Source organism: Modestobacter sp. VKM Ac-2984 (assembly GCF_026967985.1).
Classification (GTDB): Bacteria; Actinomycetota; Actinomycetes; order Mycobacteriales; family Geodermatophilaceae; genus Modestobacter.
Genome location: NZ_JAPVBJ010000005.1, coordinates 82,564 through 104,713 on the forward strand (window position 1 = coordinate 82,564; position 22,150 = coordinate 104,713).

24 protein-coding genes are annotated in these 22,150 nt (G+C 74.9%); 17 read left to right on the forward strand and 7 right to left on the reverse strand.

The genetic code is table 11. The annotated features are described in order from the left end of the window. Positions 1-49: 49 nt before the first annotated feature. Positions 50-718: a phosphate signaling complex protein PhoU gene (gene phoU, locus O2W16_RS12045; protein WP_269159066.1), complete on the reverse strand. Its 669-nt coding sequence runs from the start codon at positions 716-718 to the stop codon at positions 50-52. Between the two features lie 260 nt (positions 719-978). Here phoU and O2W16_RS12050 point away from each other — a divergent pair, with 260 nt between their 5' ends. Then, complete coding sequence (locus O2W16_RS12050) at positions 979-2,283, forward strand: sensor histidine kinase (RefSeq protein ID WP_269159067.1); 1,305 nt, start codon at positions 979-981, stop codon at positions 2,281-2,283. Continuing rightward, the gene (locus O2W16_RS12055) at positions 2,280-2,960 is read left to right on the forward strand and encodes a response regulator transcription factor (RefSeq protein ID WP_269159068.1); all 681 of its coding nucleotides are present in this window, start codon (positions 2,280-2,282) and stop codon (positions 2,958-2,960) included. The genes O2W16_RS12050 and O2W16_RS12055 overlap by 4 nt, the downstream gene beginning before the upstream one ends. Before the next feature lie 269 nt (positions 2,961-3,229). Here the strand turns inward: O2W16_RS12055 and O2W16_RS12060 are convergent, their stop codons facing one another. Further along, complete coding sequence (locus O2W16_RS12060; protein WP_269159069.1) at positions 3,230-3,448, reverse strand: DUF3072 domain-containing protein; 219 nt, start codon at positions 3,446-3,448, stop codon at positions 3,230-3,232. Between the two features lie 10 nt (positions 3,449-3,458). Beyond that, positions 3,459-3,683 carry a hypothetical protein gene (locus O2W16_RS12065; protein WP_269159070.1) on the reverse strand — a complete coding sequence of 75 codons (225 nt, stop codon included), beginning with the start codon at positions 3,681-3,683 and terminating at the stop codon, positions 3,459-3,461. Between the two features lie 81 nt (positions 3,684-3,764). On the opposite strand from O2W16_RS12065, the gene O2W16_RS12070 reads away from it, so the two are divergent. Further along, positions 3,765-4,850 (forward strand): helix-turn-helix domain-containing protein, encoded by a 1,086-nt coding sequence (locus tag O2W16_RS12070; RefSeq protein WP_269159071.1) that lies wholly within the window; start codon positions 3,765-3,767, stop codon positions 4,848-4,850. On the opposite strand, the gene O2W16_RS12075 is transcribed toward O2W16_RS12070, so the two are convergent. Further along, complete coding sequence (locus O2W16_RS12075; protein ID WP_269159072.1) at positions 4,746-5,585, reverse strand: hypothetical protein; 840 nt, start codon at positions 5,583-5,585, stop codon at positions 4,746-4,748. The two genes, O2W16_RS12070 and O2W16_RS12075, sit on opposite strands and share 105 nt — an antisense overlap. 89 nt (positions 5,586-5,674) lie before the next feature. Here O2W16_RS12075 and O2W16_RS12080 point away from each other — a divergent pair, with 89 nt between their 5' ends. Together O2W16_RS12080 and O2W16_RS12085 are read left to right on the forward strand one after the other, a co-directional pair. Further along, on the forward strand, positions 5,675-6,619 hold the full coding sequence (locus O2W16_RS12080; protein WP_269159073.1) for a Ppx/GppA phosphatase family protein: 945 nt from the start codon (positions 5,675-5,677) through the stop codon (positions 6,617-6,619). Next, positions 6,619-7,623 carry a hypothetical protein gene (locus O2W16_RS12085; RefSeq protein ID WP_269159074.1) on the forward strand — a complete coding sequence of 335 codons (1,005 nt, stop codon included), beginning with the start codon at positions 6,619-6,621 and terminating at the stop codon, positions 7,621-7,623. Before O2W16_RS12080 ends, O2W16_RS12085 begins: the two co-directional genes overlap by 1 nt. Positions 7,624-7,632: 9 nt before the next feature. Here the strand turns inward: O2W16_RS12085 and O2W16_RS12090 are convergent, their stop codons facing one another. Continuing rightward, positions 7,633-8,178 carry a type 1 glutamine amidotransferase domain-containing protein gene (locus tag O2W16_RS12090; protein ID WP_269159075.1) on the reverse strand — a complete coding sequence of 182 codons (546 nt, stop codon included), beginning with the start codon at positions 8,176-8,178 and terminating at the stop codon, positions 7,633-7,635. A 72-nt stretch (positions 8,179-8,250) separates the two neighbouring features. On the opposite strand from O2W16_RS12090, the gene proC reads away from it, so the two are divergent. From proC to O2W16_RS12115, 5 genes are all read left to right on the forward strand, one after another. Continuing rightward, positions 8,251-9,081 (forward strand): pyrroline-5-carboxylate reductase, encoded by an 831-nt coding sequence (gene proC, locus O2W16_RS12095; protein WP_269159076.1) that lies wholly within the window; start codon positions 8,251-8,253, stop codon positions 9,079-9,081. A gap of 302 nt (positions 9,082-9,383) precedes the next feature. After that, entirely contained in the window at positions 9,384-9,737 is a 354-nt protein-coding gene (locus O2W16_RS12100) for a helix-turn-helix domain-containing protein (protein ID WP_269159077.1), read from the forward strand. A gap of 256 nt (positions 9,738-9,993) precedes the next feature. Continuing rightward, the gene (locus O2W16_RS12105; protein WP_012854759.1) at positions 9,994-10,092 is read left to right on the forward strand and encodes a 30S ribosomal protein bS22; all 99 of its coding nucleotides are present in this window, start codon (positions 9,994-9,996) and stop codon (positions 10,090-10,092) included. A 10-nt stretch (positions 10,093-10,102) separates the two neighbouring features. Next, positions 10,103-11,233 carry an NAD-dependent epimerase/dehydratase family protein gene (locus O2W16_RS12110; RefSeq protein ID WP_269159078.1) on the forward strand — a complete coding sequence of 377 codons (1,131 nt, stop codon included), beginning with the start codon at positions 10,103-10,105 and terminating at the stop codon, positions 11,231-11,233. Further along, on the forward strand, positions 11,226-12,134 hold the full coding sequence (locus tag O2W16_RS12115; protein WP_269159079.1) for a lysophospholipid acyltransferase family protein: 909 nt from the start codon (positions 11,226-11,228) through the stop codon (positions 12,132-12,134). The genes O2W16_RS12110 and O2W16_RS12115 overlap by 8 nt, the downstream gene beginning before the upstream one ends. Before the next feature lie 239 nt (positions 12,135-12,373). On the opposite strand, the gene O2W16_RS12120 is transcribed toward O2W16_RS12115, so the two are convergent. Beyond that, a complete protein-coding gene (locus tag O2W16_RS12120; RefSeq protein WP_269159080.1) occupies positions 12,374-13,285 on the reverse strand; it encodes an HAD family hydrolase in 912 nt (303 codons plus the stop codon). Positions 13,286-13,368: 83 nt separating this feature from the next. Continuing rightward, a complete protein-coding gene (locus tag O2W16_RS12125) occupies positions 13,369-14,031 on the reverse strand; it encodes a sigma-70 family RNA polymerase sigma factor (protein WP_269159081.1) in 663 nt (220 codons plus the stop codon). A 157-nt stretch (positions 14,032-14,188) separates the two neighbouring features. Here O2W16_RS12125 and O2W16_RS12130 point away from each other — a divergent pair, with 157 nt between their 5' ends. From O2W16_RS12130 to hemB, 7 genes are all read left to right on the forward strand, one after another. Continuing rightward, entirely contained in the window at positions 14,189-15,907 is a 1,719-nt protein-coding gene (locus O2W16_RS12130; protein WP_269159082.1) for an AMP-binding protein, read from the forward strand. Next, positions 15,900-16,160, forward strand: coding sequence for a glutaredoxin family protein (locus tag O2W16_RS12135; RefSeq protein WP_269159083.1), 261 nt, complete (start codon positions 15,900-15,902; stop codon positions 16,158-16,160). The genes O2W16_RS12130 and O2W16_RS12135 overlap by 8 nt, the downstream gene beginning before the upstream one ends. Before the next feature lie 265 nt (positions 16,161-16,425). After that, entirely contained in the window at positions 16,426-17,115 is a 690-nt protein-coding gene (locus O2W16_RS12140; protein ID WP_269159084.1) for a redox-sensing transcriptional repressor Rex, read from the forward strand. Further along, on the forward strand, positions 17,112-18,530 hold the full coding sequence (locus O2W16_RS12145) for a glutamyl-tRNA reductase (RefSeq protein WP_269159085.1): 1,419 nt from the start codon (positions 17,112-17,114) through the stop codon (positions 18,528-18,530). Before O2W16_RS12140 ends, O2W16_RS12145 begins: the two co-directional genes overlap by 4 nt. Beyond that, a complete protein-coding gene (gene hemC, locus O2W16_RS12150; protein ID WP_269159086.1) occupies positions 18,527-19,465 on the forward strand; it encodes a hydroxymethylbilane synthase in 939 nt (312 codons plus the stop codon). Before O2W16_RS12145 ends, hemC begins: the two co-directional genes overlap by 4 nt. 88 nt (positions 19,466-19,553) lie before the next feature. Then, on the forward strand, positions 19,554-21,113 hold the full coding sequence (locus tag O2W16_RS12155) for a uroporphyrinogen-III synthase (protein WP_269159087.1): 1,560 nt from the start codon (positions 19,554-19,556) through the stop codon (positions 21,111-21,113). Further along, positions 21,110-22,141, forward strand: coding sequence for a porphobilinogen synthase (hemB, locus tag O2W16_RS12160; protein ID WP_269159088.1), 1,032 nt, complete (start codon positions 21,110-21,112; stop codon positions 22,139-22,141). The genes O2W16_RS12155 and hemB overlap by 4 nt, the downstream gene beginning before the upstream one ends. Positions 22,142-22,150 lie beyond the last annotated feature (9 nt).

Sequence of the window (22,150 nt, forward strand, 5' to 3'; positions counted from 1 at the left end):
GGCCCGGGCGCTGTGCGCGCCCGGGCCCCGTCTCTCGTCCGGGTGGACCTCAGACCGGGTCGGTCGCCGCCTGGAGCGGCTTCTCCCCGGTGACCAGGAAGACCACCCGGCGGGCGACGCTGACCGCGTGGTCGGCGAAGCGCTCGTAGTAGCGGCCCAGCAGCGTGACGTCGATGGCCGACTCCATGCCGTGGCCCCAGGTCGGGGCGAGCAGCTCACGGAAGAGCTGCTTGTGCAGCTTGTCCATCTGGTCGTCCTCGGCCTCGAGCTCGACGGCCGCCTCGATGTCCCGCTTGGCGATGACCGTGCCCGCCTTGGTCACCAGGCTCTCCGCGATGTGCCCGGCCTCCAGGAAGACCGGCCGCACCTCCTGCGGCACCGCGTGCTCCGGGAAGCGCATCCGGGCGACCTTGGCGATGTGCTCGGCGAGGTCGCCCATCCGCTCCAGGTCCCCGACGATCCGCATGGCGGTGGTGATCGCCCGCAGGTCGGTGGCGACCGGCTGCTGGCGGGCCAGCAGGGTGAAGCAGCGCTCCTCGATGCTCTCCCGGACGGCGTCGATGCGATCGTCGCCGGCGATCACCAGGTCGGCGAGGGCGACGTCGGCGTCCAGCAGGGCGGTCGTCGCCGTGCTCATGGCCGAGCCCACCGAGTTCGCCATCTCCACCAGACAGGCGTTGATGTCGTCCAGTTCCTCGCGGTAGCTCTCTCGCAACACGGTTCCTCCTCGTCCCGTCGCCGCGTCCAAGCGGCACCCGGGGGACGGCGACCCGGGACGACGCGGCCCCCCTGCGTGCGCGCCGCCGGCGGATTCGTCGGTCGCGACACGTGTGTCATCGAGGGTAGAGACCCGCTTCCCGGCCCGAGGAAGCCGCCAGGTGAACGGCCAGAGGCCCAGTGGTGAACTCCTCCGCCCCGACCGGGTGATCATCATCGTCGATGCTGGTCCGGGCCGTGGCCGTGTCTAGCATCGACATCGTGGACCCGGTGGTCGCCCTGCTGGTGGGCCTGGTGCTCGGCCTGCTGCTGACGACGTCGGCGGCACTGGTCGTGCGGTCCTCGCGCGCCCGGCGGCGGCCCGCGGACGACCAGGACGGCGGGACCGCCGACCGCGCCGATCGGCGCACGGCCGCCGACGCCGCGCTGAGCCGGCGGCTGGTCGACCTGATGGACCCGGCCGTCGTCCTGCTCGGACCCGACGAGGGGGTCCTGCTGGCCAACACCTCCGCCCGGGCGCTGGGCATCCTCCGCGGCAACCGGCTGCTGGTCCCCGGGCTGGTGGAGGTGGCTCGTGACGTACAGGTCACCGGCAGCCAGCGGGCCGACGTCGCCCTGTCCAGCGACCTGGTGGGCGCGGGGCCGCGGATGGTCTCCGTGCACGGCATCCGGCTCGAGACCGGCCCCGCCGTCTCCGCCGGGCCGGTCGCGCTCGTGCTGCAGGACGTCACCGAGGCGCGCCGGGTCGAGGCGGTCCGCAAGGACTTCGTGGCCAACGTCGGGCACGAGCTGAAGACGCCCGTCGGCGCGCTCGCGTTGCTGGCGGAGGCGGTGCAGGGTGCGGCCGACGACCCCGAGACCGTCCAGCGCTTCGCCGCGCGGATGAGCCACGAGGCCGATCGACTGGCCCGGCTGGTCCGCGAGCTCATCGACCTCTCGCGGTTGCAGGGTGCCGAACCGCTGCCCGAGCTGGTGCCGGTCGCCGTGGGCACGGTCGTCTCCGAGGCCGTGGACCGGACCCGCGCCGCCGCAGCCGCCAAGGACATCCAGCTGGCCGTCGCCGCCCAGCCCGGCCTCGTGGTCCGCGGGGTCGAGGCGCAACTGGCCACCGCGCTGACCAACCTGCTGGCCAACGCCGTCGCCTACAGTCCGGGCGGCACCACGATCGCGGTCGGCGCGCGGGCACGGTCGGGCTTCGCGGAGGTGGCGGTGACCGACTCGGGCATCGGCATCCCACGCTCGGACCGGTCACGGGTGTTCGAGCGCTTCTACCGGGTCGACCAGTCCCGGGCCAGTGCCACCGGCGGCACCGGGCTGGGGCTGGCGATCGTCAAGCACGTGGCCTCCAACCACGGTGGTTCGGTGACGGTCTGGAGCGAGGAGGGGCTCGGCTCGACCTTCACCCTGCGCATCCCGCTGGCGACCGACGCCGACGGCTCGATGGACGACGACGGTGCGCCCGAACGGCCACCGGTCCCACCGCTGTACAGCCGCCAGACATCCGATCAGGGCTCCTCAGGAGCCGACGAGGGACCCTCCGGGGCCCTGCAGAAGGGACGGTCATGACCCGAGTGCTCGTGGTGGAGGACGAGGAGTCCTTCTCCGACGCGCTGTCCTACATGTTGCGGCGGGAGGGCTACGACACCGTCGTGGCCTCCACCGGGACGGACGCGCTCGTCGAGTTCGACCGGGCCGGGGCCGACATCGTGCTGCTGGACCTCATGCTGCCCGGTCTGTCGGGCACGGAGGTCTGCCGGTCGCTGCGGGCCAAGAGCTCGGTGCCGATCATCATGCTCACCGCCAAGGACGCCGAGATCGACAAGGTCGTCGGACTCGAGCTCGGTGCCGACGACTACGTCACCAAGCCCTACTCGGCCCGCGAGCTCGTCGCCCGGATGCGGGCGGTGCTGCGCCGCGGCATCGAGACCGAGCAGACGGCCGAAGGCGCCCTCGTCGCGGGGCCGGTGCGGCTGGACGTCGACCGGCACGTCGTCGCCGTCGACGGCCAGACGGTGTCACTGCCGCTCAAGGAGTTCGACCTGCTGGAGCTGCTGCTGCGCAACGCCGGCCGGGTGCTCACCCGCGGCCAGCTCATCGACCGGGTCTGGGGCGCCGACTACGTCGGGGACACCAAGACCCTCGACGTCCACGTCAAGCGGCTGCGCGCCAAGCTGGAGCCCGACCCGGCCAACCCGCGCTACCTGGTCACCGTCCGGGGGCTGGGGTACAAGTTCGAGGCTTGACACATTGCGATCCTCCGGATCGCACCGCGGCCAGGAGCCGGGTCACCTCGTGCTGAGCCGTTTCCCGTCACGCCGGAGGTGGACCCTGCGGGCCCGCCGTCCGGCGTGACCGCCTCCGGCGTCGCGGACTCCGCGCCGGGTGCGGGCTCGCCCTGCGGTGAGCCGTTGCCCGTGACGTCGGAGGTGGACCCTGCGGGCCCGCCGTCCGACGTCACCGCCTCCGGCGCACGTGCTGGTCCAGGCGCACCGGTCGGCTCGCCAGCCTGGACCTACTGGCCGCGGCCGGTCTCTTCTTGGAGTTCGTCGATCTTCTTCGAGGCGTCGGCCTTGCTGACCTCGTCGGGGACGTCCTCGCCGGCCTCGCGGGCCAGGGTGTTCAGGTAGCTCTTCTGTGCGCCGGTGGCCGGTTCGCCGCCGGTCACCCAGTCGTCGGGGTCCTTCTCGGTGCTCTGCGGGCTGTCGGGACCGGTGGTGTTCGCTTCGCTCATGTGTTCGAAGTTACGCGGGCTCCCGGACCCGTGCAGCCCGAGCCGTGGCGGCCCGGGCGGCACGCTCGGCGCGGTCGTCCTCCCACCGTCGGCCGGTCCGGAAGACGTGGCTGCCGCCGCAGGACGGGCAGTCGACCGCGACGGCGATGTGCGTGGGGTGATTGGCGACCGATCGGATCCGCCGGTCGGCGACCAGCTCGTCGGTCCGGGTCACGGGGCAGGTGATCAGCAACATGGGGCGAGCGTGCTCGGCGACGGGCACACGGACGAGTGGCAGGACTGACCACGGTCGCGCCGTTCCTGCCATGCTGTGCCCATGAGCACATCGGACCGCCCGCTGGTCGTCAGCCTCGTGGTCACCGACGGAATGGTGGGCAGCTTCGGGATCGGCGTGGCCGCCGAGGTGTTCGGCTACGACCGCCGCGCGATGGGCCTGCCGCGGTTCGACTTCGCGCTCGTCTCGCAACGACCGGGCGTTCTCCGGACCGACACCGGGCTCGCGATGCTCATCGAGCACGGGCTGGACCGGCTGGCGGTCTCCGACATCGTGCTGATCACGGCCTGGGAGCAGCACGACCGGCAACCGCCGGCGGAGCTGCTCGACGGCATGCGCGCGGCCCACGCCCGCGGGGCGATGGTCGTCAGCCACTGCACCGGGGCCTTCGTGCTGGCCTGGGCCGGGCTGCTCGACGGCCAGCGGGCGTCCACCCACTGGAAGTACGCCGGCGAGTTGGCCGCGCGGTTCCCGCGGGTCCGCGTCGACCCCGCCGTCCTGTACGTCGACAACGGCCAGGTGATCACCGGGGCGGGCACCGCCGCCGGGGTCGACACCCTGCTGCACCTCGTCCGCCGGGAGTGGGGCGCCGCCGCCGCCAACGCGCTGGCCCGGGAGATGGTCGTGCCCCCGCACCGGGACGGCGGGCAGGCGCAGTACATCGACACCCCGGTCGCCCGCTGCGAGGACGACCTGCTGGGCGTCGTCCTGGAGTGGGCCCGGGCGCACCTGGCGGAGGAGATCAGCGTCGAGCTGCTCGCCCGCCGCGCCCTGATGAGCCCGCGCAGCTTCGCCCGCCGCTTCAAGGCCACCACCGGGACGACGCCGCACGCCTGGCTGCTCGGTCAGCGGCTGGCCGCCGCCGAGGCGCTGCTGGAGGACAGCGACGCCCCGGTCGAGGAGATCGCCCGGCTGGTCGGCTTCGGCACCGCGGCCGGCCTGCGGGAGCAGTTCACCCGGCGGCGCGGGGTCTCCCCGCGGGCCTACCGGCAGACCTTCCGGGCCGGGGTCCGCTCGGGCTCCTCAGTCGGGACGGCGCCGGTGCAGCTCCACCGGGACCGGCCGGGGGCTGGCGGGGTGCGGGGCGACGAGCCCAGCGTCCAGGCGGGCCTCGGTCAGCCGGCGTAGCTCGGCGTACGCGGCCGGGCCGAGCAGCGCGGTGAGCTCCGGGCCGTAGGTCTCCACCAGCGATTCGGCGGCGACGTGCGCGGTCGGGGAGCCGGTGCACCACCAGTGCAGGTCGTGCCCACCGGGACCCCACCCGCGCCGGTCGAACTCGCCGATCGTGGAGACCAGCACCCGGCTGTCGTCGGGGCGGTCGACCCACTCCTGCTCCCGGCGCACCGGCAGCTGCCAGCAGACGTCGGGCTTGGTCTCCAGGGGGTGGCGGCCCTGCCGCAGCGCCAGGGCGTGCAGTGCGCACCCGGCTCCGGCGGGGTGCCCCGGCCGGTTGAGGAAGACGCAGGCCCCCTCGACCACCCGGGTCCGCAGCGCCTCCTCGGCGGCCTCGCCCGGCGCTGGCTCGGTCAGGGTGTCCGGTTCGGTCCAGTCGTCCCGGCCAGGGGGCGTGCCGGGGTGCCGCTGCCAGTCCGCCGGCGTCAGCTCGCCGACGGACTCCTCGACCCGGGTGAGGTCGTCGGTGTCGGTGAAGAAGGCCCCGTGGTTGCAGCAGCCGTCCTCGGCGCGACCGGCCACCACACCGGCGCACCCGCGCCCGAACACGCAGGTCCAGGCACTGGTCAGCCAAGTCAGGTCGGCCCGCACGAGGTGCTCGGGATCGGCCGGGTCCAGGAACTCGATCCACTCGCGCGGGAAGTCCAGGCCGACCTCGGGAGGGGCGTCGGCGGTTGTGCTCGGGTCCACCGGCGCAGCCTAGTGAAAGGACCCCCTCCCCCTCACACCTCGCTCCGCTCGGTGCGAGCCTCTGGAGGGGGCCAGGCACACTCTCGGGCATGCGACTCGGGGTGCTGGACGTCGGCTCGAACACCGTTCACCTGCTGGTGGTCGACGCACACCGCGGTGCCCACCCCACCCCGATGCACGACGACCGCTCCGTCCTCCGGCTCGCCGAGCACGTCGGCCCGGACGGCAAGCTGTCCAAGGCGGGGGAGAAGGGCCTGCTGCACGCGGTGCAGAAGGCGAAGCAGCAGGCGGCCGAGCAGCGGTGCGACGAGCTGCTGGCCTTCGTCACCTCGGCGATCCGGGAGGCGGAGAACGGGGCGGCGGTGCTGCGCCGGGTCCGCGAGCAGACCGGCGTCGACCTGCAGGTCCTCACCGGTGAGGACGAGGCCCGGCTGACCTTCCTGGCCGTGCGGCGGTGGTTCGGCTGGAGCGCCGGCCGGCTGCTGGTGCTCGACATCGGCGGCGGCTCCCTCGAACTGGCCACCGGTGTCGACGAGGACCCCGACGTCGCGCTCTCGGTCCCGCTGGGCGCGGGCCGGATGACCCGGCGGTTCCTGCCCGACTCCGAGACCGGGGGCCGACCCGACCTGTCGGCGCTGGCCGAGCTGGCGGAGCATGCCACCGACGTCCTCAGCCCGGTCGGCAGGAAGCTGCGCGGCGCGGGAACGCCCGACCTGGTGGCCGCCACGTCCAAGACCTTCCGGACACTGGCCCGGCTGGCCGGCGCGGCGCCGTCCGCCGCCGGGCTCCGCGCACCCCGAGAGCTGACCGCCACCGGGCTGTCCCAGGTGATCGGCTTCGTCTCCCGGATCGAGTGCACGGCGCTGGCCGAGCTGCAGGGCGTGTCCGCGCAACGCGCGCACCAGGTCCCGGCCGGCGCCGTCGTGGCGCAGGCCGCGATGCGGGCCGTGGACGTACCGTTCGTGCGGATCTGCCCGTGGGCGCTGCGTGAGGGCGTCATCCTGCGGCGCCTGGACCAGCTGGAAGGAGCGTGATGACGCAGCCCAACCCGTCGGGGGAGTACAGCGTCCGCTCGCTCGCGGAGATCCTGCGCGAGCACGGTCTGGAGAGCGAGCTCGGCACCCGCCCCGGCCGGCGACGCAAGTCCTCGGACGACACCGGGGCCACCGGCCGTTCGGCGCGGGTGGAGACCGGGTCCGGTCAGTCCCAGGCAGAGCCGCCGGGACGCTCACCCTCGGCCGCGTCGAACGGCCGGGCCGCCACCCCGCCGCGCTCCCCGGCGCGGGCCCCGGAGCGGGCCCCGGAGCGGGCTGCGTCGGTCCCGGTCTGGACGCCGGCGCCCGAACCGACGGCCCGGCCGGCAGCCGGCCTGCTGAGCCCGCAGCCACCGGCCGCCACCCCGGCACCGGCGGCCCGGCCGCCGGCCGGGCGCGCCGACGCGGCGGCGCCCCCGGGGGCACGTCCCGGCCGGCGGAAGTCCGACGCCACCCCGACCGGTCCCGGCGGCGAGCCGCTGTTCGGTACCGGGCCCTCGACCGCCGCCATCCCGGCGGCGAGCCCGACGACCTCGCACACCGCCGCGCACAGCACCGCCAAGCCGACGGGCTCCACGGGCGCGACGGCCCGTGGCGCCACCGGCGCGGCCCGGCGCGGCGCCGACCACCCGGTCACCGGCCCCATCCCGGTCGTCTCCCAGGCCCAGGCCGACGCGGCCAGGGGATCGGCGGCCCAGGCCGACGAGGAGCCGCTGACCGGCCGGGAGAGCGTGCTGGCCTGGGCGCGGTTCGCCGGCGAGATGGTGGTCGCGCTGGCCGCCGGCATCGGCGTCTACTTCGCCTTCACCGTGCTGTGGGAGCTGCTGCCCTACGTCGCCCTCGTCGCGGCGCCGGCGACGGTGACCGGCCTGGTCGCGGGGGTGGCGGCGTACCGGCAGCGCCGGGGTCAGGGGGCGCTGCCGGTCCGCCTGCTGGCGGTGCTGCTGCTGGCCGGGACGGTGCTGGTGATCGCCCCCGCCGCGGGGCTGCTCGCCAGCAGCTGACCTGCCCGGTCAGCCCGCCGCGGCGAACTGCTCGACGAGCGTGCGACCGAAGGCCGGCAGGTCGTCGGGGTTGCGGCTGGTGGTCAGGTTTCCGTCGACGACGACCTCCTGGTCGACCCACTCCGCGCCGGCGTTGCGCAGGTCGGTCTGCAGCGAGGGCCACGAGGTCATCCGGCGGCCACGGACGACGTCGGCCTCGGCGAGCACCCAGGGGGCGTGGCAGATCGCAGCCACCGGCTTCCCGGCGTCGAAGAAGGCCTTCACGAAGGCGACGGCCCCCTGGTCGGCGCGCACGAAGTCGCCGTTGATCACGCCGCCGGGCAGCACGAGCGCGGCGTAGCTGCCCGGGTCGGCGTCGGCCACCGCGACGTCGACGTCCTTGGTGTCGCCCTTGTCGATGTGCTGGTAGGCGGTGATGGTGCCGGCCTCGAGTCCGACGAGCTCCGGTCGGGCACCGGCGTCCACCAGTGCCTGCCAGGGCTGGTCCAGCTCCACCTGCTCCACACCGTCGGTGGCGAGCACCGCCACCCGCTTGCCGTTCAGTTCTCCGGACATGACAGGCCGCTACCCCGGCCCCTCCGGGCACACACGCCCGGGCGCGCCCGGCCGGGCGCTACGGTCGCGGACATGAGCGATGCAGGGCACGCAGGTCCCGACGCACGGCTGGCCGTCATCGGCGGCGGGAAGATCGGGGAGGCCCTGCTCGCCGGGCTGGTCCGTCAGGCCGGGGGCGGGCAGGAGCTCCTGGTCGTCGAGCGCAGCCCGGAGCGGGCCGCGGAGCTGACGACCCGGTACGGCGTCGGCACCACCGACCTCGCCGGGGCGGCCACCCGGGCCCGGGTGCTGCTGCTGGCCGTGAAGCCGCAGGACATCGACGTGCTGCTGGCGGCGCTGGGGCCGCACGTGACCCCCGAGCACCTGGTGGTCTCGGTGGCGGCGGGGGTGCCCACCAGCCGGATCGAGGCGGCGCTGCCGGCCGGCACCCCGGTCGTGCGGGTCATGCCCAACACGCCCGCCCTCGTCGACGCCGGGATGAGCGTGCTCTCGGCCGGGGCGCACGCGACCGAGGCGCACCTGGACGAGGCGGAGGCGCTGCTGCTGCCGGTGGGCCAGGTGCGCCGGGTGCCGGAGAACCAGCAGGACGCCGTGACGGCGCTGTCGGGCAGCGGGCCGGCGTACTTCTTCTTCCTCGTCGAGGCGATGATCGACGCCGGCATCCTGCTCGGCCTGCCCCGCTCGGTCGCCGCCGACCTGATCGTGCAGACCGCCTACGGCGCGGCGGTCATGCTGCGCGACTCCGGGGAGCACCCGGTCCAGCTGCGCGAGGCGGTCACCAGCCCCGGTGGGACGACGATCGCCGCGATCCGCGAGCTGGAGCGGCACGGCGTGCGGGCTGCCCTGATCGCCGCGATCGAGGCGGCACACCTGCGTTCGGTGGAGCTCGGCCGCACCTCCTGACCCCCGGGACGCCGGCGGGAGCACCGTCCGTCCCATCCGCACTCGGCTGAATCACACGCATGTGGTTTTCCACAGGAATCTGTGGAGAACCTGCCTGGTGGAGCAAGTCGACTTGGGGACAACACGCCGTGACCGGTGTGTCACGCGGTGTCTCTGTCCACTTGTGCCCAGGACGGACCGGTCCGCCTGTTCGTTTCACCCATCGCTTCTGTCACTCCGGTCCCCTTACGCTCTGTTCCAGCACATGAGCGTTCTGTTCATCGGTGGGGAAGCCGGTGGCCGCACATGGAGCGAGACCGGAGATGACCGACATGACCATGCCCCAGCGCGCCGCCGTCCAGACCGTCCGTCCGGGCGTCCCGGCACCCCGCCAGATGGGCCGGCCGATCTCGGCCGCCTCCATGGCCCGCCCGGTCCCCGCGGCCCACCCGGCCGCCATGCCGATCGGCCGCCCGGCCGCCGTCCCCGCGCCCCGAGCCGCCGTCTCGTTCCTCACCGTCGCCGAGGTCGCCGCCCTCATGCGGGTCTCCAAGATGACCGTCTACCGCCTCGTCCACGGCGGCGAGCTCGCCGCCGTCCGCGTCGGCCGGTCCTTCCGGGTGCCCGAGCGCGCCGTGCACGAGTACCTGCGCGACGCCTACACCGACATCGCCTGAAGAAGGACCCCCTCGCCCCCCACCGCTCGCGAGCTCGCGGCGGGCCCCTGCGAGGCGGCCGCTCCAGCACGTCACGGGCGGGCGTCCCCGCCCGTCGTGTCGGGCCGGGTACTCTCGGGCGCTGAGCGGTACCGCCTCCCAGGAGGCGGGCTGCGCACGAGCTGATCACCTCGCCCGGCGCCCGGACCACGGATCCGCGTGACCACCCCGGTCACCACCCCCGGCCGCCGAGCGAAGACGACGTCGGGAGCGGGACATGGGTTCGGTCATCAAGAAGCGCCGCAAGCGGATGGCGAAGAAGAAGCACCGCAAGCTGCTCAAGAAGACCCGCGTCCAGCGGCGCAACAAGAAGTGAGCTGACGCTCGTGCCGCCCGCGGTCGTCCTCGTCACCGGCGTCAGTCGGTGGCTGGGCGGCGCGCTGGCGGCCGAGCTCGCTTCTGACCCGGCGATCGTCCGGGTCATCGGGGTGGACACCGTCCCCCCGCGTCCCGAGGTGCTGCGTCGCCTCGGGCGGGTCGAGTTCGTCCGCGCCGACATCCGCAGCCCGTTGATCGGGAAGGTGATCGAGTCGGCGTCGGTGGACACCGTCGTCCACATGAACATCAGCGCCACGCCGGCCGGTGCCGGCGGGCGGGTGTCGATGAAGGAGCTCAACGTCATCGGCACCATGCAGCTGCTGGCCGCGTGCCAGCGGTCTCCTGCGGTGCGCCGACTGGTCCTCAAGAGCACCAGTGCGGTCTACGGCGCCAGTTCCCGGGACCCTGCGGTCTTCACCGAGACGATGCAGGCCCGCCGGGTGCCCGGGGGTGGCTTCGCCAAGGACAGCCTCGACATCGAGGGCTACGTCCGGGCCTTCGCCCGCCGCCGTCCCGACGTGGGCGTGGCCGTGCTGCGGTTCACCAACCTCATCGGCCCGCGGATCGACTCCCTGCTGTCCGGTTTCCTCCGGATGCCCGTCGTCCCGACCGCCCTGGGGTACGACGCCCGGCTGCAGCTCCTGCACGAGGACGACGCCGTGGCCGTGCTCACCCGCGCCGCCACCGGTGACTTCGTCGGCACCGTGAACGCCGGTGCCGACGGGACCGTGCTGCTCTCCCAGGCGATCCGTCGGCTGGGCCGTGTCCCGCTGCCCCTGCCGGAGCCCGCGATGGGCTCCCTGGGCCGGACGACCCGCTGGGCCCGGATGGTCGACTGGTCGCCGGAGCAGATGCGCTTCCTGAACTTCGGCCGGGTCATCGACACCCGGGTGCTCCGCGAGGAGTTCGGCTACGTGCCGCGCCACAGCACCGCCGAGGCCCTCGCCGACTACGGGCGCAGCCTCCCCCCGGTGGTGCGCCCCGAGCTCGTCGAGGAGGTCGCCGCCTCCGCCCGGACGGTCCTCAGCACCGTCGCCGGTGGCGCGCACGCCGTGCAGGGTGTCCTCGACAGCGTGACCGCCGGACGCCGCCGTGCTGCGCCGTCGGTGCCGGGCCTGCGGGCGGTGCGCGATGCCTGAGGCGCGGGTGATCCCGCTGCGCCCCGACGACGAGCAGCCCCCGCCGCCGCCGGCGGCGGAGCCGGGCTGGGACGAGCAGCTGGCCGGTGGCCTGGAGTTCCTGCGCCGCCGGCTGACCGGGGAGTACGACACCGACGAGTTCGGCTTCGACCCCGACCTCACCGACCACGTCCTGCTGCCGGGCCTGCGGCCCTGGTTCCACCGCTGGTTCCGGGTGGAGACCCAGGGGCTGGAGAACGTGCCCGACGTCGGCGGCGCCCTGGTGGTGGCCAACCACTCGGGCACCGTGCCGGTCGACGCCCTGATGGCCACGGTGGCGCTGCACGACGAGCACCCGGCGGCCCGCCGGTTGCGGCTGCTCGGCGCCGACCTGGTGTTCCAGGTGCCCTTCATCGGGTCCCTGGCGCGCAAGCTCGGCGTCACGCTGGCCTGCAACGAGGACGCCGAGCGGCTGCTGTCCAGCGGGGAGCTGGTCGGGGTCTTCCCCGAGGGCTTCAAGGGCGTCGGCAAGCCGTTCCACGAGCGGTACACCCTGCAGCGGTTCGGTCGCGGGGGCTTCGTCAGCGCCGCGCTGCGCACCGGCACCCCGATCGTGCCGTGCGCGATCGTCGGGGCCGAGGAGATCTACCCGATGATCGGCAACGCCCGCATCGCCGCCCGACTGCTCGGGCTGCCCTACTTCCCGATCACCCCGACCTTCCCGCTGCTGGGCCCGCTCGGTGCGGTCCCGCTGCCGTCGAAGTGGTTCATCGCCTTCGGCGAGCCGATCGAGACGGCGTCCTACGGCCCGGCCGCCGCCGACGACCCGATGGTCGTGTTCAACCTGACCGACCAGGTCCGCGAGACCATCCAGCACTCCCTCTACCGCCTCCTCCTCCAGCGCCGCAGCGTCTTCAGCTAGAGCAGAACTCGCAGTCCCGGCGCAGCCGGGAGCACGACGACGGGGGCCGGAGGCCCCCAGAGGAGTGCAGGCAGCGGCTCAAAGCAGCCCGGGCACGGCACCGACCGGCGGGGCAGGAGACGCGACGAAGTCGCGGGCACACCGAGCGGGGGCCCGCAGGGTCCCCCGAGGTGAGCCGGCAAGCGGCTCAGCGGAGTGGGGCACGGCAATTGGCCGCGGTGTCATCCGGAGGATGACGATCAGAACGGCCAGTGGTTGCGGCGGCGCAGGGAGATCAGGCCGCCGACGACGCCGCCGGAGAGCGCGGCCGCGCCGACCGTCGGCACGCCGATCTTGGCGGCCTTGCGACCGGTCCGGTAGTCCTTCACCGTCCAGCCGCGGGAGCGTGCGACGGCGCGCAGTTCGGAGTCCGGGTTCACCGCGACCGCGCTGCCGACCAGGGTGAGCATGGGCAGGTCGTTGGTCGAGTCGCTGTAGGCGGTGCAGCGGGCCAGGTCGAGGCCCTCCCGCTCGGCGAGCGCCCGCACGGCCTGCGCCTTGGACTCGCCGTGCATCATCTCCCCGACCAATCGGCCGGTGTAGCGGCCGTCGATGATCTCGGAGACGGTGCCCAGCGCGCCGGTGAGGCCCAGGCGGTGGGCGATGATCGACGCCAGCTCGACCGGGGTGGCGGTGACGAGCCAGACCCGCTGGCCGGCGTCGAGGTGCTGCTGCGCGAGGTTGCGGGTGCCCGACCAGATCCGGTCGGCCATCAGCTCGTCGTAGATCTCCTCGCTCGCCGCCACGATCTCCTGCACCTCGCGACCGGCCACGAACGCCAGGGCGTTGTCGCGGACCGTGTGCATGTCGGTCGCGCTCTCGCTCCCGGCGACCCGGAACTTGGCCTGCTGCCAGACGAAGGAGGCGACGTCGCGGCTGGTGAAGTACTTGCGGGCGGCGAGGCCGCGGGCGAACCAGAAGAGCGAGGCGCCCATCATCATCGTGTTGTCGACGTCGAAGAACGCCGCCGCCGTGCGATCGGGTGTGGGGGCGGTGGCCTCGGTCTCCGCCGCGGCGGCCGAGGCGGCGCCCGCCACCAGCGCGCGGGCCTCGTCGTCCTCCAGCTCCACGGGGGTGCGGGCGTGACGGCCCCGGAAGGGGACTCGGACCATCCCGCACCACCCTCCCGGTGTCGCTCCGACCGGCACGCCCTGGCCGCCGCCTCGCCGACCGTCACTGCGACCCTAGCGCCGGGTCACCCTCCGATGGCCGGTCCGTCGGGCAGCAGCGCGGCGAGCCGGCGCACCGCCCGGTGCTGCAGCGCCTTCACCGCGCCGTCCTTGCGGCCCATGACCGTGGCCGTCTCCGCCACCGACAGCCCCTGGAAGAACCGCAGGGTCACGCACTCGCGCTGATCGGCGGACAGCTGCCGGACGCCGGCCAGCAGCTGCACGTTCGCCAGCCGCTGCAGCACGGCGTCCTCGGGCCCGGCGGTGCCGCGGTCGGCGTCGCGCATGTCGGCGGTGAGCACCTCCAGCCGGTTCCGGCCGCTCTTCACGTGGTCCAGCGCGATGTTGCGGGCGATGCTGATCAGCCAGGCCCCGACGTCCCTGCCCTGGAAGGTCAGCGAGTCGATCCGGCGCAGGGCGCGGGTGAACGTCTCGCTGGTGAGGTCCTCTGCCGTGGCCGGGTCGGCGACCCGGTGGCGCAGGTAGCGGTGGACGACGTCGGCGTACCGGTCGTAGAGCTCCCCGAACCCGTCCGCGTCACCCGCCTGCGCCCGGCGCACCAGCTCCCAGACCTCGGACTCGGCCGGGGTCGGCTCACCGCCCCGGCGCGGCTGCGGGACGAGCCGCGGCTGGGCCGGGGCTCCGACGGCGGGGGACGCGCAGGCCGGGACGGGCGGGAGGGTGGTCATGTCGCGGTCGGACCTCCTCCATCCCGGGACCGAGCCGGACGGCTCGGCCGCCACGCAGCCACGGACGGTGCGGTCCACGGCCCATGGTGACAACATCGTGCCGCTGCGTCCACGTCCCCGCCGTCCGAGACGGCGGCTGCCCCTGCGGAGGTCCGTCGTGCCGGTCGACCCAGCACCGCACGAGCCGGACGGCGAGGTGCGCTCCCTCGACGCGCTCGTGCGCCGCGCGGCCGCGTCCCACGGCGACGCCCCGGCGCTGGTCCACGGCGAGCGCCGGCTGACCTGGTCGGAGGTCGACGCACTGGTCGACCGGGCGGCCGCGGGGTACGTCGAGCGCGGGCTGCACCCGGGCGACCGGGTCGCGGTGCAGCTGCGCAACGGGGTCGACTGGGTGGTCGCGGTGATGGGCGCGCTGCGGACCGGGCTGGTCGTCGTCCCGGTCAACACCGCCTACACCGATCCGGAGGTCACGCACCTGCTCACCGACTCCGGCGCCCGGCTGCTCGTCGTGGCGGGGAAGCGGTCGGAGCTGGCCGGCGTCCCGGTGTGCGTCGGGCCCCCGTCGGCCGACGGACCGCCGCCGGCCGAGGCGGACGACCCGGGCGCGCTGGCCCTGCTGGCCTACACCAGCGGCACCACCGGCCGCCCGCGCGGCGCGATGCTGACCCACGCGGCGCTGCTGGCCAACCAGCGGCAGTGCCTGGCGCTGGAGCCGCCGCCGGTGCGCGCCGGTGACCGGGTGCTGCTGGCCCTCCCGCTGTTCCACGTCTACGGCTTCAACAGCGGCTGGGGGCTGGTGGCCGCCACCGGTGCCTGCGCGGTGCTGCTGGACGAGTTCGACCCCGCGGGCTCGCTGGCGCTGATGGCCGCCGAGGAGGTGTCGGCGGTGCCGGGTGCCCCGCCGATGTACGCCGCCTGGCTGGCGGTGGCCGACGCGGCCGGCAGTGACGCCGTGCTCCGCCGCGGGTTCGCCGCCGTCCGCACGGCCAGCTGCGGCGCCGCCCCGATGCCCGGCGCGCTGTTCGAGGCGATGCGCACCCGCGCCGCGGTCACCGTCTGGGAGGGGTACGGGCTGACCGAGGCCGCCCCGGTGCTGGCCAGCACGCTGGCGACCGGGCGCCCCAAGCCGGAGTGCATCGGCGGTCCGCTGCCCGGCGTGGAGCTCGTGCTGCGCGACACCGCCGGCGGGCCGACCGCGGGCCCGGACCCGGGCAGCCGGGTGCGGGCCGACGTGTTCGGTGACCCGTTCGGCGACGAGGACGCCGACGGGGAGACCGGGGAGATCTGCGTCCGCGGCCCCAACCTCTTCGGTGGCTACTGGCCCGACGGGGCCGATGGCCCGGACGCCGACGGCTGGCTGCTCACCGGCGACATCGCCTACCGCGACGTCCAGGGCGACCTCAAGCTGGTCGACCGGCGCCGGGACCTGGTGCTGGTCAGCGGGTTCAACGTCTACCCGGGTGAGGTGGAGCGGGTGCTGTGCGAGCACCCGGAGGTGGCCGAGAGCGCGGTGATCGGCGTGCCCGACCAGCGCCGCGGCGAGGCCGTGCACGCCGTCGTCGTCCGCACCCCGGGCGCGGAGGTGACCGAGCAGCAGCTGCGCGAGCACGCCGGCCGCTCGCTGGCCCGGTTCAAGGTCCCGGTGGCCGTGCACTTCGTCCCCGAGCTGCCGCACTCCCTGGCCGGCAAGGTCAGCCGGGCCCGGCTGCGCGAACTCGGGCTCGAGCGGGCCGCGGCAGCGGCGGACGCCGAGCCGTCGGCCGCGGCAGCGGCGGACGCCGAGCCGTCGGCCGCGGCAGCGCCGGACGCGGAGCCGTCGGCCGCGGCGGCGCCGGACGCCGAGCCGTCGGCCGCGGCGGGGGCGTCCGATGACTGAGCCGGCGCCCCGGCTGCAGCTGCTGACCCGCGAGGGCTGCCACCTGTGCGTCATCGCCGCGGAGACGCTCACCCGGATCGGCGGGGAGGCGGGCCTGGGCGTCACGCTGGTCGACGTCGACACCGACCCGGAGCTGCGGATCGAGTACGGCGACCGGGTGCCGGTGGTGCTGCTGGACGGCCGGGAGCACAGCCACTTCACCGTCGACGTCCCCCGGCTGCGCCGCGACCTGGGGATCCCCGCGCCCAGCTGATCCGGGGGGTCCCACGACCGGGTGGGACGTCGCCCGCAGCCGGCCGGCGGCGGGCACCCGTCCGGGTGTGCGCGGGCGTGGTCCTCGCCACAGCAGGGGGCCACCACCTGCGGGGATGCTCCCGACGACTTTGTTCAGGCGTTCACAAGCGGTTACCGTGGCGTTTGCCGGGTGCCGATGCGCCCGTCTGCCCTGAAGTGTCTGAGTCCCCCGATCGTCCCCCGGCCCGGCCGGGAGTGCGTTCGGATCGCTGTGGAGTCTGCCCGTGCCCCAGTCGCGGCCCCGGATCATCCCGGAGGCCACCGTTGCCCGGCTGGCCGTGTACCTGAGGGTGCTGGCCGGTCTCGCCGACGGCGGTCGCAGTCACGTCTCCTCCGGGGAGCTGGCCTCGGCGGCCGGGGTGAACCCCGCCGGTCTGCGCAAGGACCTGTCCTACCTGGGTCCCTGCGGTGTCCGTGGGGTCGGCTACTCGGTCGCGGGCCTGCGGGACCGGCTCACCGACGCCCTGGGCGGGGAGCGTTCCCGGCCCTGCGTGCTGATCGGGATCGGCCGGCTGGGGTCGGCGCTGGCCGACTACGCCGGGTTCGCCAGCCGGGGCTTCGAGTTCGTCGGCCTGCTGGACACCGACCCCGCGGCCGTCGGGCGCCGGGTCGGGGGTCTCCCGGTCCGCCCGGTCGCGGAGTTGGAGGCCGTCGTCGCCGAGACCCAGGCGACCATCGGGGTCATCACGACACCGGCCGAGGTGGCCCAGTCGGTCTGCGACCGACTGGTCTCGGTCGGGGTGAGGAGCATCTTGAACTTCGCGCCGGTGGCGTTGACGGTGCCTGCGGGTGTCGACGTCCGCAAGGTCGACCTGTCCGTGGAGCTGCAGGTGCTGGCCTTCCTGGACCAGCAGCGCCACGGCACGCCGCCGCTGGTGGCCCCGCTGCGGGCGGCCCAGGGGAGTGCCCGATGAGCCTGCTCGCCGTCGGCATCAGCCACCAGACCGCGCCGGTCGCCCTGCTCGAGCAGGTGAGCATGACCGGCGACGACAAGGTCAAGACGCTCCACGAGCTGGTCGAGAGCGACCACGTGTCCGAGGCCATCGTGCTGGCCACCTGCAACCGGATCGAGGTGTTCGCCGAGGTCGACCGCTTCCACGGCGGGATCACCGACGTCAGCCGGGTGCTCGCCCGGCACGCCGGCGCGACGGTGGAGGAGCTCTCCCCGTACGTCACCGTCTACTACGAGGACCAGGCGATCGGGCACCTGTGCACCGTCGCCGCGGGCCTGGACTCGATGGTGGTCGGGGAGACCCAGGTGCTCGGGCAGCTGCGCGCCGCCTACGCCCTGGCCCAGGAGGAGGGCACGGTCGGGCGCGAGCTCCACCCGATCGCCCAGCGGGCGCTGCGCGTGGGCAAGCGCGTGCACGCCGAGACCGGTATCGACCGGGCCGGCGCCTCCCTGGTCTCGGTCGCCCTGGACCGGGTCTCCGAGGCCCTCGGTGAGCTCAGCGGCCGGCCGGCGCTGGTGGTCGGTGCCGGGTCGATGGGCGCCCTGGCGGCGACCACCCTGGCCCGGCGGGGCGCGGCGGTCACGGTCAGCAGCCGGACGCCGGCCAGCGCTGCCCGGCTGGCCGACACGATCGGCGGCCGGCAGGCCGACCTGGCGCGGCTGCCCGACGAGCTGGCCGCGGCCGACGTCCTGGTCACCTGCACGGGCGCGACCGGCACCGTCATCGGGACCGACCTGGTGGAGGAGGCGCTCACCGGCCGGCACGGCCGGCCGCTGGTGATCGTCGACCTCGCCCTCCCGCGCGACGTCGACGCCGCGGTCGCCGCCCTGCCCGGCGTGCACGTGGTGGACCTGGCGATGCTGCAGGGCGAGCGCGCTGCGCACCCCGGCCAGCCGGTGGCCGGTTCCGTCGCCGCCGACGACATCGCCGCCGCGCACGCCCTGGTGGAGCTGGAGACCTCGCTGCTGCGCGCCGAGCGGCAGGCTGCCGCGGTGGCCCCGACCGTCTCCGCGCTGCGCAGCCAGGCCGCCGAGGTGGTCGACGCCGAGCTGCTCCGCCTCTCCACCCGCCTGCCGGACCTGGACGCCAAGGCGCGCAGCGAGATCGCCCGCACCGTGCGCCGGGTGGTCGACAAGCTGCTGCACGAGCCCACCGTGCGGGTGAAGGAGCTGGCCGGCGCCCCCGGCGGCACCGACTACGCCGACGCCCTGCGCGCGCTGTTCGGCCTGGGGCTGTCCGGCGCGACCGACGGGGAGCGCACCAGCCTCTCCGATGCGGTCACCGTCGACCCGGAGCTGCCGGCCGGCACCCCGCTGTCCGCGCTGGACCCGCGGATCGACGTCACCAGCGACGGTCGCCCCGGCGGTGCCGCATGACCGCCGCGGAGCAGCCGCTGCGGTTGGGAACCCGGGCGAGCCAGCTCGCGCTCACCCAGTCCCAGCACGTCGCCGACGCGCTCACCGCCGCGACCGGCGTGCCGGTGGAGCTGGTGCACGTGAGCACCTACGGCGACCGGTCGACCGAGGCGATCACCCTGCTCGGCGGCACCGGCGTGTTCGTCACCGCACTGCGGGACGCCCTGCTGCAGCGCACCGTCGACCTCGCGGTGCACAGCTTCAAGGACCTGCCGACCGCGCCGGCCCCGGGCCTGACCGTGGCCGCCGTCCCGCCGCGCGAGGACCCGCGCGACGTGCTGGTCGCCCGCGACGACCTCACCCTCGGCGAGCTGCCCGCCGGCTCCCGCGTCGGCACCGGTGCGCCCCGGCGGATGGCCCAGCTGCGCGCCCTCGGCCTCGGCCTGGAGGTCGTGCCGATCCGTGGGAACGTCGACACCCGGATGGGCCGGGTCACCTCCGGGGACCTGGACGCCGTCGTCCTGGCCCGGGCCGGGCTGGCCCGGCTGGACCGGCTGTCGGCGGTCACCGAGGTGCTCGACCCCATCCAGGTGCTCTCCGCCCCGGCGCAGGGCGCCCTCGCCGTGGAGTGCCGCAGTGACGACACCCGGGTCCGGGAGCTGCTCGCCGTGCTCGACGACCCCGCGACCCGGGACTGCGTGGCCGCCGAGCGCGCGGTGCTCGCCGCCCTCGAGGCCGGCTGCAGCGCGCCGGTGGCCGCGCACGCCGAGCTCGCCGAGGGCGAGGACGGCGCCGCGGAGCTCTACCTGCGTGCGTCGGTCACCGCGCTCGACGGCAGCGACGGCGTCCGCGGCTCGATCACCGGCCCGGCCGCCGCGGCCGAGTCCCTCGGGCGCGAGCTGGCCGCCGAGCTGTTGGACCGCGGCGCGGCTGCCCTGATGGCAGCCAGCCGGTGACCTCCCCCCGCGGGGGCCACGCCCCCCGCCCCATCCGTCCCGTACCACCCGCAGCGACCCCCTCCGGGGGCAGGAACAGGAGCACGCGATGACGCGCTCACGCAAGCAGAACGGCAACGGCAAGGGCACGGTGGTCTTCGTGGGCGCCGGGCCCGGTGACCCGGAGCTGCTGACCGTCCGGGCCAGCGCCGCGATCGCCGGCGCCGACACGGTGCTGGCCGACCCCGAGGTCTCCGCCGCCGTCCGTGAGGCGCTGCTGGAGGCGCACCCGGACCTCGAGCTGACCACGGTCAGCGGCGAGCCGGCCGAGGTGGCCAAGTCCGCGGTGGCCGCGGCCAAGAACGGCAGCGTCGTCGTCCGGCTGATCGCCGGTGACCCGTTCACCAGCGACGCCGTCGTCAAGGAGGCGCTGGCGGTCACCCGCACCAGCGTCGCGTTCGACGTCGTCCCCGGCGTCGCGGTGGGCACCGCCGTGCCCGCCTACGCCGGCGTCCCGCTGGGTGCCAGCTCGGTGCAGGCCGACCTCCGCTCCGTCGACGCCCCGGTCGACCTGGCGGCGCTCGCCGCCGCCGCGATCGGCACCGGCAGCCCGCTGGTGCTGCAGGCCAGCGCCGACCAGGTGGCCACCGCGGCGGCCGGCCTGGTCGAGGGCGGCCTGTCCGGCAACACGCCGGTCGTCGTCACCACCCAGGGCACCGGGACGGCGCAGAAGAGCATCGCCGCCAAGCTGTCCGCCGTCGCCGAGAAGTCCGCCGGGCTGGACAGCCTGGCCGGCCCGGTCGTCGTCACCGTCGGCTCCGTGGTCGACAAGCGCGCCAAGCTCTCCTGGTGGGAGAGCCGCCCGCTGTTCGGCTGGCGGGTGCTGGTGCCCCGCACCAAGGAGCAGGCCGGCGACATGAGCGAGCGGCTGCGCGCCTACGGGGCCGTGCCGGTGGAGGTGCCGACGATCGCCGTCGAGCCGCCCCGCAGCCCCGCGCAGATGGACCGTGCGGTCAAGGGCCTGGTCACCGGCCGCTACGGCTGGATCGTCTTCACCTCGACCAACGCGGTCCGCGCGGTGCGCGAGAAGTTCACCGAGCTGGGCCTGGACGCCCGAGCCTTCGCCGGGGTCAAGGTCGCCTGCGTCGGGCAGCAGACCGCCGACGCGGTGCGCGAGTTCGGCATCGTCCCGGAGCTGGTGCCCAGCGGCGAGCAGTCCAGCGAGGGCCTGCTGGCCGACTTCCCGCCCTACGACGACGTCTTCGACCCGATCGACCGGGTGCTGCTGCCCCGGGCCGACATCGCCACCGAGACCCTGGCGGCCGGGCTCAAGGAGCGCGGCTGGGAGATCGACGACGTCACCGCCTACCGCACCGTGCGGGCGGCGCCGCCGCCGGCCGCGGTGCGTGAGGCGATCAAGGGCGGCGGGTTCGACGCGGTCTGCTTCACCTCCTCCTCGACCGTGCGCAACCTGGTCGGCATCGCCGGCAAGCCGCACGCCCGCACCGTCGTCTCGGTGATCGGCCCGGCCACCGCGGCCAGCGCCACCGAGTTCGGCCTGCGGGTGGACGTGCAGCCGGAGACCGCGGCCGTCGGTCCGCTCGTCGACGCGCTCGCCGCGTTCGCCGAGGCCCGCCGGGCCGAGGCGGAGGCCGGGGAGACCCCGTGACCTCCGGCCAGGGCGGCACGAACCCCGGGTTCGCCCGGGGACGTCGGCTGCGCTCGACCCCGGCGATGCGCCGGTGGACGGCGCAGACCAGGCTGGCCCCGGCCGACCTGGTGCTGCCGGTGTTCGTCAAGGAGGGCATCAGCGAGCCGGTGCCGATCAGCTCCATGCCGGGCGTCGTCCAGCACACCCCCGAGTCGCTGCGGAAGGCCGCCGCGGAGGCGGCCGAGGTCGGGATCAGCGGGCTGATGCTGTTCGGCATCCCCGCGGACAAGGACCCGGTGGGCTCCCAGGCCGACGCGGCCGACGGCGTGGTCAACGCGGCGCTGCAGCAGCTGCGGGCCGACCTCGGTGACGAGCTGGTGCTGATGGCCGACCTGTGCCTGTGCGAGTACACCGACCACGGGCACTGCGGTGTGGTGACCCCGGCGCGGGGTGGGCTCCGGGGGCAGGGCGGGGCGATGGTCGTGGACAACGACCCCACGCTGGACCGGTACGCCGCCGTGGCGATCGCCCAGGCCCAGGCCGGGGCGCACGTGATCGCCCCCAGCGGGATGATGGACGGCCAGGTCGCGGCGATCCGGGCCGGGCTGGACAGCGCCGCGTTCACCGAGACGCCGATCCTGGCCTACGCCGCCAAGTACGCCTCGGGCTTCTACGGGCCCTTCCGCGAGGCAGCCGAGGGTGCACCGCAGTTCGGCGACCGCTCGACGTACCAGATGGACCCGCCGAACACCGACGAGGCGCTGCGCGAGGTGGCGCAGGACATCGCCGAGGGCGCCGACGCGGTCATGGTCAAGCCGGCCGGGCCCTACCTGGACATCGTCGCCCGGGTGGCCGACGCCGTCGACGTGCCGGTCAGCGCCTACCAGGTGAGTGGTGAGTACGCGATGGTCGAGGCGGCTGCGGCGAACGGCTGGATCGACCGCGAGCGGGCGGTCCTGGAGACGCTCACCGCGATCCGACGGGCCGGCGCGGGCTCGGTGCTCACCTACTGGGCGGTCGAGGCCGCCCGCTGGTTGCGCTGCTGAAGGACCACC

What these genes read in the sequence shown, in the direction of transcription:
- O2W16_RS12055 (WP_269159068.1), top strand. Translation starts at nt 2,280, where the DNA reads ATGACCCGAGTGCTCGTGGTGGAGGACGAGGAGTCCTTCTCCGACGCG.
- O2W16_RS12060 (WP_269159069.1), bottom strand. Translation starts at nt 3,448, where the DNA reads ATGAGCGAAGCGAACACCACCGGTCCCGACAGCCCGCAGAGCACCGAG.
- O2W16_RS12065 (WP_269159070.1), bottom strand. Translation starts at nt 3,683, where the DNA reads ATGTTGCTGATCACCTGCCCCGTGACCCGGACCGACGAGCTGGTCGCC.
- O2W16_RS12070 (WP_269159071.1), top strand. Translation starts at nt 3,765, where the DNA reads ATGAGCACATCGGACCGCCCGCTGGTCGTCAGCCTCGTGGTCACCGAC.
- O2W16_RS12080 (WP_269159073.1), top strand. Translation starts at nt 5,675, where the DNA reads ATGCGACTCGGGGTGCTGGACGTCGGCTCGAACACCGTTCACCTGCTG.
- O2W16_RS12085 (WP_269159074.1), top strand. Translation starts at nt 6,619, where the DNA reads ATGACGCAGCCCAACCCGTCGGGGGAGTACAGCGTCCGCTCGCTCGCG.
- O2W16_RS12090 (WP_269159075.1), bottom strand. Translation starts at nt 8,178, where the DNA reads ATGTCCGGAGAACTGAACGGCAAGCGGGTGGCGGTGCTCGCCACCGAC.
- proC (WP_269159076.1), top strand. Translation starts at nt 8,251, where the DNA reads ATGAGCGATGCAGGGCACGCAGGTCCCGACGCACGGCTGGCCGTCATC.
- O2W16_RS12100 (WP_269159077.1), top strand. Translation starts at nt 9,384, where the DNA reads ATGACCGACATGACCATGCCCCAGCGCGCCGCCGTCCAGACCGTCCGT.
- O2W16_RS12105 (WP_012854759.1), top strand. Translation starts at nt 9,994, where the DNA reads ATGGGTTCGGTCATCAAGAAGCGCCGCAAGCGGATGGCGAAGAAGAAG.
- O2W16_RS12115 (WP_269159079.1), top strand. Translation starts at nt 11,226, where the DNA reads ATGCCTGAGGCGCGGGTGATCCCGCTGCGCCCCGACGACGAGCAGCCC.
- O2W16_RS12120 (WP_269159080.1), bottom strand. Translation starts at nt 13,285, where the DNA reads ATGGTCCGAGTCCCCTTCCGGGGCCGTCACGCCCGCACCCCCGTGGAG.
- O2W16_RS12125 (WP_269159081.1), bottom strand. Translation starts at nt 14,031, where the DNA reads ATGACCACCCTCCCGCCCGTCCCGGCCTGCGCGTCCCCCGCCGTCGGA.
- O2W16_RS12135 (WP_269159083.1), top strand. Translation starts at nt 15,900, where the DNA reads ATGACTGAGCCGGCGCCCCGGCTGCAGCTGCTGACCCGCGAGGGCTGC.
- O2W16_RS12145 (WP_269159085.1), top strand. Translation starts at nt 17,112, where the DNA reads ATGAGCCTGCTCGCCGTCGGCATCAGCCACCAGACCGCGCCGGTCGCC.
- hemC (WP_269159086.1), top strand. Translation starts at nt 18,527, where the DNA reads ATGACCGCCGCGGAGCAGCCGCTGCGGTTGGGAACCCGGGCGAGCCAG.
- O2W16_RS12155 (WP_269159087.1), top strand. Translation starts at nt 19,554, where the DNA reads ATGACGCGCTCACGCAAGCAGAACGGCAACGGCAAGGGCACGGTGGTC.